Origin of the sequence: Mycobacterium sp. 1165178.9 (assembly GCF_001673555.1) — a bacterium.
GTDB lineage: Bacteria > Actinomycetota > Actinomycetes > Mycobacteriales > Mycobacteriaceae > Mycobacterium.
This window is the reverse complement of sequence record NZ_LZMB01000377.1, coordinates 1-11951: the sequence shown is the minus strand read 5'-3', so window position 1 is coordinate 11951 and position 11951 is coordinate 1. Positions and strand designations below refer to the sequence as shown.

Below are 11951 nucleotides of genomic sequence, written 5' to 3'. Positions count from 1 at the left end.
CGGGTGCCCCGCACGGTGTGGCGTTTGCAGTTGGCGCGGGCCCCACCACGAGGACGAATCCGATAGCGGCCGCCGACCGGGCGCCGCCCCACACACACGAATGACCAGGCACCGCTACCGAGGCTGGGGCCACTGATCTCGTCACTGCTAAAACCGACTGCTCCGGGCCGCCAGTATGCCGCGCCGCTGCATCCGCAAGCCGAGGTGCTGCCACCGGGGCCCAATCCGCCCGCGCCCGGCGTCCCGCTACCGCCGAACGCAAACCAGTTGCGCCCCAACGCCGCTCCCTTCCCGCAGCCCCAGCCTCGGTAGCGGTGCCTGGTCATTCGTGTGTGTGGGGCGGCGCCCGGTCGGCGGCTGCACGACCGGCTGGGGCGCGGGCATGGCCGGGGGCGCGGCGGGAGGATCTACGTTCGCCTCGGGTGCCCCGCACGGTGTGGCGTTTGCAGTTGGCGCGGGCCCCACCACGAGGACGAATCCGATAGCGGCCGCCGACGCCATCGATAGCGACACACTTCGCAGAAACGCCGACATGTAGCACCTTTCGAGGGGTAGGACACCGCGTTGACGTCCCTTAGCTGGCCAATGTGACGATAGTGATCTGCGGGGCAAATGTGACCAGTGATGAGCCGATAGGTATTCATCCGTGACCGTGTCGCAACGCAGCGGTCCCCGGCCGCAGCGGACCGCTCAGATGATTAGCCCACCATCCATACGCGCAGATGGGAGCCGTTAAAGGAAGTTGCCACCGTCCGCCCCGAATCGGGCTGATTGAGGGCCAAAACGGCGCCACGATGGATCGCGGACGGCACAACCCGGGCAGGGTTGCCCATCGCACCTCCGGCGCTAGTCGCGATGAAGCGGGCACTCCGTCACGGGCCCCGGCGCTATCGCCGCGGCGATGACGCATTGCCGGAGTAAGCGACGTCGCCACTTTGCTGGGCGGCCTCGCCGACCGTCGGCCGCACGCTGCCCGCCGGCGGACGGCGCGGCGGGCTCAGCCCGAAGCCGAGCCCCGTCGCGAGCCGCCAATCGGTACAAGCGCACCACATTGGCGCAGCTCAGCCTCGCACTGGTGCAGCCAACGTCCTCTATTACACACGCGCGTAACGAAAATCGTCGATCGCCCGGCGTAGCCCCCACGGCCGTGTCACATTCAAACGAGATGGGGTCAGCATGTTTGTCGACCGTCATCGGTGGCAATGATCCAACAGAGGCGAGTGCGTGGGCCGGCCTTCGCACACGCCTAGGTCCCGTCGGTTCAGCCCGAGAGCCGACGGGGCCGTCCCTCTTTCGGGCCTCTTCCGCCAACCTGACCTGTCCGGAGCGGGTCGTCGATAGGCCTGAACAACACCGCCGCCCGGGAGTACCGTCGGCGTATGGATGACTCGGCCGGTGTGTGGATTCTCGGTGGTTATCAAAGCGATTTCGCCCGCAACCTCACCAAAGAAGGCCGCGACTTTGCCGCGTTGACCGCGGAGGTCGTCGACGCCACGCTGACCGCAGCCAGGGTCGATGCGGCCGACATTGAGGTGGTGCACGTCGGCAACGCCTTCGGCGAGATGTTCGCGCGCCAGGGCCACCTCGGGGCTATGCCGGCCACGGTGTGCGACGGCCTCTGGGATACACCGGCTTCACGGCACGAGGCGGCGTGCGCCTCCGGCAGCGTGGCTGCGCTCTGCGCGATGGCCGATCTGCGCGCGGGCGCCTACGAAGCCGCGCTGGTGGTGGGCATCGAGTTGGAGAAGACCGTCCCCGGCGACACCGCGGCTCAGCATCTGGGCGCGGCCGCATGGACCGGGCACGAGGGGGCCGACGCCCGCTACCTGTGGCCATCCATGTTTGCCCAAGTGGCCGAGGAGTACGACCGGCGGTACGGCCTGGACGACACGCACCTGCGGGCCATCGCACAGCTGAACTTCGCCAACGCGCGGCGTAACCCCAACGCTCAAACCCGTGAATGGACCGTTCCTGACCCGATCGCCGACGACGACGTGAGCAACCCGATCACCGAAGGCAGGCTACGCAGATTCGACTGCAGCCAAATGACCGACGGCGGCGCGGGATTGGTACTGGTGAGCGATACCTATCTGCGCGATCATCCCGATGCGCGCGCGATCGCCCGGATCGACGGGTGGGGCCATCGCACCGTCGGGTTGGGTCTGCGACAAAAACTGGAACGCGCCGACGGCGACCCGTACGTCCTGCCCCATGTGCGGGCCGCGGTGCTCGACGCGCTGCGCCGGGCCCAGCGCAGCCTCGACGACGTCGACGGATTCGAAGTCCACGACTGCTTCACCCCCAGCGAGTACCTGGCGATCGACCACATCGGCCTGACCGGCCCGGGCGAATCGTGGAAGGCGATCGAGAACGGCGAGATCGAGATCGGCGGCCGGCTCCCGATCAACCCCAGCGGCGGCCTGATCGGTGGCGGACATCCGGTCGGAGCCTCGGGCGTGCGGATGCTGTTTGACGCGGCCAAGCAGGTCAGCGGCGACGCGGGCGAGTACCAGGTCGATGGCGCCCAGACCTTCGGCACCCTGAACTTCGGCGGCAGCACCGCCACCACAGTGAGTTTCGTCGTCAGCGGCACCGGAGGCGTATGACCATGGATGTTGAGATCGTCGGGAAGTTCCTCTGCACGCTGCCCGAAGACGACGACCATCCGTACCGGACCGGACCGTGGCGCCCCCAGACCACCGAGTGGGACGCCGACGACCTCATCGCAATCGAGGGTGAAATCCCCCGCGATCTGGACGGGGTCTACCTGCGCAACACAGAGAACCCGTTGCATCCGGCGCTGAAGACCTATCACCCGTTCGACGGCGACGGCATGGTGCACGTAGTCGGCTTCCGTGACGGAAACGCCTTCTACCGCAACCGATTCATTCGCACCGATGGTTTCCTGGCCGAGAACCAGGCCGGTGAGCCGCTGTGGCCGGGTCTGGCCGAGCCCGTGCAACTGGCGCGACGCGAGAGAGGGTGGGGCGCCCGCACCAAGATGAAGGATGCGTCGAGCACGGACGTCATCGTCCACCGCGGAATCGCGCTGACCAGTTTCTACCAGTGCGGCGACCTGTACCGGATTGATCCGTATTCCGCCGACACGCTGGGCAAGGAGTCCTGGAACGGCGGCTTTCCGGCCGAGTGGGGTGTGTCCGCACATCCCAAGGTAGACAACAGAACCGGCGAGCTCTTGTTCTTCAACTACAGCAAGCAAGAGCCATATATGCATTACGGTGTGGTCGACGACCGCAACGAGCTGGCGCACTATGTCGACATCCCGCTGCCCGGACCGCGTCTCCCCCACGACATGGCGTTTACCGAGAACTACGCCATCCTCAACGATTTCCCACTGTTCTGGGATCCCCAGCTGCTTGAGCACGACGTGCACCTGCCGCGCTTCTATCCCGACATCCCGTCGCGATTCGCGGTGATCCCGCGCCGTGGTGACACCGGAGACGTTCGCTGGTTCGAGGCCGACCCCACCTTCGTGCTGCACTTCACCAACGCGTACGAGGACGGCGACGAGATCGTGCTGGACGGCTTCTTCGAGAGTGATCCGTCCCCGCTCGATACCGGAGGAACCAAGTGGGAGAAGCTGTTCCGCTTCCTCGCGCTGGATCGCCTGCAGGCTCGGCTGCACCGCTGGCGGTTCAATTTGACCACCGGGGCGGTACGGGAAGAGCGGCTTTCCGAGTCGATCACCGAGTTCGGCACCATCAATCCCGAGTGCGCCGGGGGCGACTACCGCTACACTTATGCTGCCACCGGCAAGCCCGGCTGGTTCTTGTTCGACGGTCTGGTCAAACATGACCTGCGCACCGGAACCGAGGAGAAGTTCTCGTTCGGTGAGGGTGTCTACGGCAGCGAGACCGCGATGGCACCGCGCGTGGGCGCTACCGGTGAGGACGATGGCTACCTGGTCACCCTTACCACCGACATGAATACCGACGCCTCCTACTGCCTGGTGTTCGACGCCGCCCGGGTCGGCGACGGCCCGGTGTGCAAACTTCAACTGCCCGAACGCATCTCCAGCGGCACCCACTCGACGTGGGCGCCCGGTGGCCAATTGCGGCGCTGGGAGACCGCCGACTCGGCCGCGGACGCGATCGGGCTGCGATGAGCGCCGGAAAGCACCGCCACACGCACTGGCCGCTGCAACTGGCGCCGATCGGCGCCATCCGTTTCGCACGCCGCTCCACACATTTCGCGGAAACCGTGCAGTTCTACCGCGACCTGGTGGGGTTGCCGCTCTACGAGACGTTCGGGGACAGCTACGGAAGCACCGGCGCCATCTTCGGATTGCCCAGCTGGAACCTCACCATGGAAATCGTGGAGGCCGTCGACGGCGTCGCGGTGGACCCTCACGAACAACTGTGTCTGTACTTTCCCGACCAGCATGCGCAGCAAGCCGCCCTCGCGCGCCTGCGTGACGCGGGCGTCGAGCCGGTCGAGCAGCACCCGTACTGGGAGGCCACGGGGGCTGCCACCTTCCGCGACCCGGATGGACGCGAAATCGTGTTCGCGCCCTTCGTATTCGGTGTCAACGAGCCCGAGAACAGCGGCGCTTCGGGAAAGCACGAATTTCCGTCGGGCTGATGGTTCAGCGGCCGGGCCGGCCGGAAGCCAAGGCGGCGATGACGGCCACCAGCGAGCACGCGACGGCACAGGCGGCCGCGCCCGCGCCGACGTACAGCCCGTATTCGGCCGACACCGGCGGGTTGACGTTGAGCTGGTAGTACCAGACCGTCAGCGCCACGATCAGCAACGAAATCAGCAGTGCGGCAACCGAAGCGAGTCGCAGCCACAAGCCACGACCCATCATGGCGCCGACCACCAACAGAGTCGAGGCCAACAGCACGATGAGCTGACCCGCGCCGAACCCCCGGGGCAGCTCCAGGTTGCCGTGGGCGCCGCCGATGGCGTTGGCCCAGCCCCCGCCGTTCACCCGCGTCCGCAGCCACGGCAGCCATGCGCTGGCCGACACCATGACGGCGAAAAGCGCCACCAGCCAACCGGGGCGCAGTCGGCGAGTCATGCTAGCGAGACTAACGGACTCCGACGCCGCTTCATGCGAGCGAGCGTTCCGCTAGCGTGGCGCCGCTCGCCGCCGACCACGCCCAGCGTGACGCTCGCCGTCCAGAGGCGCTAGGCCTGCAGCGAGGACAGATTGAAGATCGCACCCGTCGGATCGCCCGCCGCGGCCAGCCGTCCGTACGGGGTGTCCTCGGCGTCGCGCACCACCGTGCCACCGTTGTCGGCGATCACCCGCAGGGTCTTGTCGACGTCCTCGGCGCCGAAGAAGATCACCCAGTTCGATGGGATCTCTTGTGGCAGGAATGCGGCGCCGTCCATCACGCCCAGCAATTGCTCCTCACCGAACCGCGCGGTGCTGTAACGGAATTCGTCGGTGTCGGAGACGGGCTCGGTCTGCCACCCAAGGACGTCGCGGTAGAAGTCGAGGGCCGCGCGGTAGCCGCGTGTGGTCAGCTGGTGCCACACCGGGGCGCCCGCTGCCCCGATGAGCTCGAAGCCGCGGTGGCCCAGCGGCTGCCACAGCCCGAAGACCGCACCGGCGGGGTCGGTCGCGACGGCCATGTGCCCCTTGGCGGGCACCTCCATCGCCATGCACACCGAACCACCGGCCCGGGTCACCGCGGCAACGGTGGTGTCGATGTCGGCGGTGTGAAAGTAGGTGGCCCAGTGGTCGGGCGACCCGGCTTCGGGCCGGTTGGCCATGATGCCGGCCACTGGGTGGCCGTCCTTGGCGGCGTTGACGTAGCCGTGGTACTCGGGTCCGGCGGACTCGAACGTCCAGCCGAAGACCGTGCCATAGAACTCCTGGGCGCGGGCGACGTCGGACGTGGTCAGATCGATCCAGCACGGGGCGCCCAGCGGGGCGCTGTCACGGATGGGCACGGTGACCTCCTGGTGGTGTCTGGCCCCGGGGAAAGGGCTTCACACTATGGACTGTCGCCCAGCCTAAAACTCATCGGCGGCGGCGATCAGCGATGAGACCCACTGTCTCCGTTGGTGCTCGGGTCGGCGCGGGTGAACACCGTGACGAAGTTCTCCAGCGATTGGTTGATGTCGCTGCGCAGGGCGGCGGCGACGATCATGCCGATGGGACCGAACAGTGCCGGGCCGCCCAAGTGCACGTCGAAGCTGACGATGGAGCCGTCGTCCTTGGGCGCGATCTTGGCCATCAGCTTGACCTTGACCCCGCCGACGCCGTCGCCATTGAGCGTCATGCCCTCGGGTGGCTTGTAGCGCACCACCGTCCATTTGATCCGGCTGTACATCCCCTTGACCTCGACGATCGACTCGACGACCGTGCCCTTTTCGATCTCGTCGGGCAGGGTGCTGCGCCACACCCGGTGAATCGTCAGCCAGTCCTTGTACCGGGACAGGTCGGAGGCGTGCTGCCAGGCCACCTCGGGTGGCAGCGGAACATCAATGGATCCGGAAAGCTTCGCCATTGCTACTGCTGGTCGCCGGTGTCCGCGGCACCGGTGGCCTTCTTGGCCTGCTCCTGCACCTGGTGGATGGTGTCGGTGTACTTGCCCTGCGTCTTGTCGTCGACGAACTCGCCGGCCTTGTCGATCGCCATCTCGACCTTGTCGGCGTTCTGCGACAACAGGTCCTTTGCCTTGTCCAGGAAACCCATGCGCCCTCCCCTTTCCCCCGGCATCGTACTTGGCCGGCGACGACCCACCGCGGGGTGAGTTCGGCTAGCTCAGCGCCACAACCGCGGTTGCACGCCCAGCACTTTGGCGCGGATCCACCACGTGGCCTCGATGGCGGCTGCGCCCAGCACACCGATGCCCAGCGCGGTCGACGTCACCGCGACGTTGGACGGGTCGAGCAGGAACTCCTTGCGCGCCAGCGGCAGGCTGAAAATCACGACATAGGCCAAGCCTGAAGCGATTACCAGCGCCACCCGCCACCACTGGTAGGGCCGGGCCACCACCGCCAACACCCACAGCGCCGTCATCAGCAAGGTGATCAGGGCCGCGGTGGACGCCTGATCCTGCTGGACGAAGCTGGCGTGGCGCCCGTGATAGGCCAGCAGGTAGGAGGCGAACGTCGCGCTGCCGACGATCAGGCCGGAGGGCAGCGCGGACGTAAGGACCCGGCGCACGAACCCCGAATTGGCGCGTTCGTTATTGGGCGCCAGCGACAGGATGAACGACGGTATGCCGATGGTGAACCAGGCTGCGATCGTGACGTGGATGGGCTGGAACGGATACAGCAGCGGGTCGGCCCCGAACGGTTTGGCGAGCAGGCATTCGATGCCCACCAGGAGCGCCAGCAGGACCGAGTACACCGTTTTGGTCAAGAACAGGTTGGCGACGCGTTCGATGTTGCCGATCACCCGCCGCCCCTCGCCGACGACGTAGGGCAGTGTCGCAAATCTGTTGTCCAGCAGAACAATCTGCGCGACGGCCCGCGCTGCCGGGCTACCGGCTCCCATCGCGACACCGATGTCGGCATCCTTGAGCGCCAGCACGTCGTTGACGCCATCGCCGGTCATCGCGACGGTGTGCCCGTGTGTTTGCAAGGCGTGCACCATGGCGCGTTTCTGGTCCGGCCGCACCCTGCCGAAGGTGGTGGGAGCGTCCAGCGCGTCGGCCAATTGCCCGGGTTCCGAAGGCAATTGGCGCGCATCCATCGTCTCGCCGCTCAGCCCAAGCTTGCCGGCGACGGCGCCGACCGAAACCGCGTTGTCACCGGATAGCACCTTGACCGAAACACCTTGTTCTGCAAAATAATTAAGCGTTTCGCGCGCATCCGGCCGCACCTTCTGTTCGAGGACCACCAGCGCGGCGGGGGTGACGCGGCCCGGCGCGTCGGGGTGGTCGACGGCGACGTCACCGGCGCCGACCAGCAGCACCCGCAGCCCCTGCGCTCCGATCCGCTCGGCCTGCTCGGCCGCCCCCGACGTCGGGTCGAGCAACACGTCCGGAGCCCCCATCACCCAGTTGCCGTGGTCTTGGAAAGAGACGCCGCTCCATTTGGTGGCCGACTTGAAAGGTGCTGTCGCCGTGGCGGTCCAGCCGGGGGGCTGGGGATAGGTCTCGGCGATGGCCCGCATGCTCGCGTTGGGTCGCGGATCGGCGGCGGCCAACGAGGCCAGCACATCGGCGATCCGCTCACCGTCCCCAGACCCGTCGAGTGGATCCACGGTTGCGACCCGCATGCCGCTCTCGGTCAGGGTGCCCGTCTTATCCGCGCAAACCACGTCGACCCGCGCGAGTCCCTCGATCGCGGGCAGCTCCTGCACTAGGCACCGGCGCTGACCCAGCCGCACCACCCCGACCGCGAACGCGACCGACGTCAACAACACCAGCCCTTCGGGAACCATGGGCACCAGTGCGCCGACCGTGCGCAGCACGGCCTGGCGCCAGTCCGCGCGCGTGGTGAACAGCTGGGTGTAGACGGTGAGCAGTCCGGCGGGCACCAACAGGTAGGTGATGAACTGGAGGATGCGGTTAATGCCGTTGCGCAGTTCTGATTTCACCAAGGTGAATTTGCTGGCCTCCTCGGCGAGCTTGGTCGCGTAGGCGTCCGGACCGACCTTGGTGGCGCGGTAGGCTGCGCTGCCCGCGACGACGAAGCTGCCCGACATCACCGCGTCGCCGACGGCCTTGGCGATCGGGTCGGCCTCCCCCGTCAGCAGCGACTCGTCCACTTCCAGGTTCGCCTCCTCGACGATCTCCCCGTCGACGACGACCTGATCTCCGGGGCCCAGCTCGATGATGTCGTCGAGCACCACTTCACCGGGCGGCACCGCCTTGGCCCCGGATTGCCGGCGCACCAAGGGCTTCGCCTGCCCCACGATGGCGAGCTGGTCCAGCGTCTGTTTGGCACGGATCTCTTGCACCATGCCGACGACGCTGTTGGCGATGATCAACAGCCCGAACATCCCGTTGATCAGCGAGCCGGTCGCGAGCACGATCAGCAGCAACACCCCCAGGATCGCGTTGATCCGGGTGAAGACGTTGGCCCGGACGATATCAGTGATGCTGCGCGTGGCACGTTCCCGTACCGCGTTGCCCTTGCCGTCCGCCACCCGCTGGGCCACTTCGGCGTCGGTGAGGCCAGAGGCGTGAGCAAGAGTCATCGCGAAAAGTTTCCCAGCTTCTCCGAGTCGTAGTACTCCAGGTTCATCGTGTGGTCGCCGAAAACGGCTTTGGAAACCGTTCCGGGTGGGGCGTTTTCGTCGGTCAACGTGAAGGTGAAGGTGTCGCCGTCCCAGTGGGTGAGGGTGGCCGCCCGGTTTTTTGGACCCATCTGCAGTTGCAGCGCGCCGTCGTGTTGAGTCACGACGGCCGGTCCCCAGTAGTCGCTGGCGTAGCTGCCGGCGTAGTCGCTCAGCGGTCTGGCCGGGGCGGGGTTGGCCGGGGGCTGCTTGCCGACCAGCGAGCCCAGCGGGTTATTCAGCCAGCCGATCGCCTTCTTGTACAAGGGCCCCCAGTCCTCGCGGATCTGACCGTACTGAACCAGATCCATGAATTCGGCGGTCAGCGTTTCGGGGATGCCGTAGGGCGCGGCGTTGGTCAGCGCGATAATGCCCAAATCCTCGGACGGCAGCACCACGAAATTGGTGGCCGCGCCCAAATCGAAAGCGCCCGAATGGCTGTACTCGGTGCGTCCCGACGAATCGATTGAGGAGTTGAAGCCGTATCCGTAAAACCCCGTGCGCGCCTGTGGCGTCTTGGCGGGCGACGATACTATTTGCGGGCTGGTGGCGGGCAGCAGGGCTTCCGGCGAGGCGATGCGATGGCCGTCGTAGGTTCCGTTGCCCAGCAGCATCATTAGCCAGCGCCCCATGTCGTTCACCGATGAACTCACGCCGCCCGCCGGCGATTGGGGATCCGGGTCGCGCTGGAAGTGGGCCTGCCACTTGTCGTCGATCTTGATGTGGTTGACCGCGTGGTTGGGCCGGGCGATGAAGTCGGCGAACCGCGAACTGGTCGACACCATCCCCAGCGGGCGGTAGAGCGCCTCGTCGGACAGGTCCTCCCATGGCTTTCCCGCCGCGGCCGCGACCGCCTCGGCACCGGCTGTGATCCCATAGTTGGTGTAGGCGTAGCTGATTCGGAACGGATCCAACGGCAGGTATTTGAGCCGCTCGAGCGTTTGTCGGCGGTCGTAGCCCAGGTCTTCCAGCTTGTCACCCGCATGGTCAGGCAATCCGGAGCGATGCGAATACAAATCGCCAACGGTCACATGGCTGGTGACGTAGGGATCGTTGAGGGTGAACCACGGCAACTTGGACGTGACGGGCGTGTCCCACGCGACCACGTTGTTGCTGACCTCGTGCGCAATCACCGTCGCGCCCACCGATTTGGACACGGAGGCCAGCTGGAAGACGGTGTCGGCGTCCACCTTATTGTCCTGCCCTTGCCCCTTGCTCACATCTTTGATGCCGAACCCTTTGGCGTACAATAACTTTCCACCGTGCACGACGGCTACGGCCATCCCCGGGATGCCGGTGCTGTTCATCAGGTCGCCGACCAGCCCGTCCAGCTTGGCGACGGCCTGGTCGATGCGGCCGGCGGGGATCGCCACGCCGGAGACCTGGTTGGGCGGGACGTCGGACACTGTGGACGGCGGCCCGGCCGTCGGCTGCGCGGGGCCGCATCCCGTCAACCCGAGCAGCGCCGCGGTGAGGGCGGCCCCGGCCGCGCGTTTAACCATGCGCGAACCCTAACGTGCGTGCGCGCCGTGTGAATCTAGAGCCGCCACCAGGGGTCGGATTCGTCCGGCGCCGCGGGATCGATGCGTTGGCCTGGCTGCGGCACCGCCACATTCACCCGCTCCGGTGCGGCGGCGGCGAGCAGGCGCTCAACCGGTTCGGCCCACGGGTGCGGAGCCAATCGGAAAGTGCCCCAATGGATCGGCACCAGCAGCCCGCCGTCGGTGACGTCCAGATGCGCACGCACCGCCTCCTCCGGGTTCATGTGCACGTCGGGCCACGCCGTGTTGTAGGCCCCGATGGGCATCAGAGTCAGGTCGAACGGCCCGTGATCGGCGCCGATCTGCTCGAAACTCTTGGTGTAGCCGGTGTCGCCGCCGAAGTACGCCCGATGTTTCGGGCCGACGAACGCCCACGACGCCCACAGCGTCGTATTGCGATCGAGAAAGCGTCCCGAGAAGTGCCGCGCCGGCACGCACACCACCTCCAGCTCGTCGACTTTGGCGCTCTGGTGCCAGTCGAGCTCGACGATGCGCTGCTCGGGTATCCCCCACCGGCGCAGATGGGCCCCGATGCCGAGCGGCACGAAGAACGGTGCCCGCTGAGTGCGGGCCAGCGCCCTGACCGTGTCGATGTCGAGGTGGTCGTAATGGTCATGGCTGATCACCACCGCGTCGACGGCGGGCAGCGCCTCGATCTGGATCGGCGGCGGATGCAGCCGCTGCGGGCCCACGACGTCCGACGGCGAACACCGGTCGCTCCACACCGGATCGGTGAGCACCCGGTAACCGTCGATCTCCAGCAATGCCGTGGAATGGCCGAACCAGCTGACGGCCAGCCGGCCCGGACCGGCGTCGAGCATCCCCGGCGAGGCCAGCGGGATCGGCCCCTTCGGACGGCTGCCGCCCCGGTTGCCGATCAGCTCCCACGCGATGAGCCGCAGTTGCTCCCGGTCCATCTTGATTTCCGAGCCGGGCTCGAGGTTGACGAAGACGCCGTCGCGGTAGTGCGGCGACCCGGCGGCCGCCTCGGCGATCGATGCCGGGTGGGCGCCGAGAGCATCGGGCGCGCCGTGCAGCGCTCGCACCAGCCAGCCACCGGCCGCTAGCGACGCCGTACCGGCGACCAGCCGTAGCGTCCCCCGCATAGTTGTCAGGCCCCCTGAAACTTCGGCGCCCGCTTTTCGATCCGCGCTACCTGGGCTTCGACGACGTCTTGGCTGCCCCAGGCCTTATCGAAGAGTTCC

Annotated in this window: 10 protein-coding genes and 3 pseudogenes; 4 read left to right on the top strand and 9 right to left on the bottom strand. The window is 66.9% G+C overall.

What is annotated here, in order from left to right; genetic code table 11:
- Window positions 1–66: 66 nt before the first annotated feature.
- Window positions 67–306, top strand: a pseudogene (locus A5652_RS26895) (hypothetical protein); the annotation flags it as partial.
- Here the strand turns inward: A5652_RS26895 and A5652_RS29205 are convergent.
- Window positions 298–534, bottom strand: a pseudogene (locus A5652_RS29205) (hypothetical protein); the annotation flags it as partial. The pseudogenes A5652_RS26895 and A5652_RS29205 sit on opposite strands and share 9 nt — an antisense overlap.
- A gap of 845 nt (window positions 535–1379) precedes the next feature.
- On the opposite strand from A5652_RS29205, the gene A5652_RS16345 reads away from it, so the two are divergent.
- From A5652_RS16345 to A5652_RS16335, 3 genes are read left to right on the top strand one after another with little or no spacing between them, the layout of a single operon-like run.
- Window positions 1380–2606 (top strand): acetyl-CoA acetyltransferase, encoded by a 1227-nt coding sequence (locus A5652_RS16345; protein WP_067353381.1) that lies wholly within the window; start codon window positions 1380–1382, stop codon window positions 2604–2606.
- 2 nt (window positions 2607–2608) lie between these two features.
- On the top strand, window positions 2609–4126 hold the full coding sequence (locus A5652_RS16340; protein WP_067353378.1) for a carotenoid oxygenase family protein: 1518 nt from the start codon (window positions 2609–2611) through the stop codon (window positions 4124–4126).
- Window positions 4123–4602 carry a VOC family protein gene (locus A5652_RS16335; RefSeq protein ID WP_067353374.1) on the top strand — a complete coding sequence of 160 codons (480 nt, stop codon included), beginning with the start codon at window positions 4123–4125 and terminating at the stop codon, window positions 4600–4602. Before A5652_RS16340 ends, A5652_RS16335 begins: the two co-directional genes overlap by 4 nt.
- A 4-nt stretch (window positions 4603–4606) precedes the next feature.
- Here the strand turns inward: A5652_RS16335 and A5652_RS16330 are convergent, their stop codons facing one another.
- The 8 genes and pseudogenes from A5652_RS16330 to A5652_RS27680 all read right to left on the bottom strand — a co-directional run.
- A complete protein-coding gene (locus A5652_RS16330; RefSeq protein ID WP_067353371.1) occupies window positions 4607–5041 on the bottom strand; it encodes a hypothetical protein in 435 nt (144 codons plus the stop codon).
- Window positions 5042–5151: 110 nt separating this feature from the next.
- Complete coding sequence (locus A5652_RS16325; RefSeq protein WP_067353367.1) at window positions 5152–5922, bottom strand: VOC family protein; 771 nt, start codon at window positions 5920–5922, stop codon at window positions 5152–5154.
- Window positions 5923–6008: 86 nt separating this feature from the next.
- Window positions 6009–6482: an SRPBCC family protein gene (locus A5652_RS16320; RefSeq protein WP_067353364.1), complete on the bottom strand. Its 474-nt coding sequence runs from the start codon at window positions 6480–6482 to the stop codon at window positions 6009–6011.
- A 2-nt stretch (window positions 6483–6484) separates the two neighbouring features.
- A complete protein-coding gene (locus A5652_RS16315) occupies window positions 6485–6670 on the bottom strand; it encodes an antitoxin (RefSeq protein WP_067126470.1) in 186 nt (61 codons plus the stop codon).
- A gap of 69 nt (window positions 6671–6739) precedes the next feature.
- Window positions 6740–9127 (bottom strand): cation-translocating P-type ATPase, encoded by a 2388-nt coding sequence (locus A5652_RS16310; RefSeq protein ID WP_067353362.1) that lies wholly within the window; start codon window positions 9125–9127, stop codon window positions 6740–6742.
- On the bottom strand, window positions 9124–10707 hold the full coding sequence (locus A5652_RS16305; RefSeq protein WP_067353357.1) for a serine hydrolase: 1584 nt from the start codon (window positions 10705–10707) through the stop codon (window positions 9124–9126). Before A5652_RS16305 ends, A5652_RS16310 begins: the two co-directional genes overlap by 4 nt.
- A 35-nt stretch (window positions 10708–10742) precedes the next feature.
- Window positions 10743–11852, bottom strand: a complete 1110-nt coding sequence (locus A5652_RS16300) for an MBL fold metallo-hydrolase (RefSeq protein WP_067353353.1) — start codon at window positions 11850–11852, stop codon at window positions 10743–10745.
- A gap of 5 nt (window positions 11853–11857) precedes the next feature.
- Window positions 11858–11951: pseudogene (locus A5652_RS27680) on the bottom strand (enoyl-CoA hydratase); the annotation flags it as partial.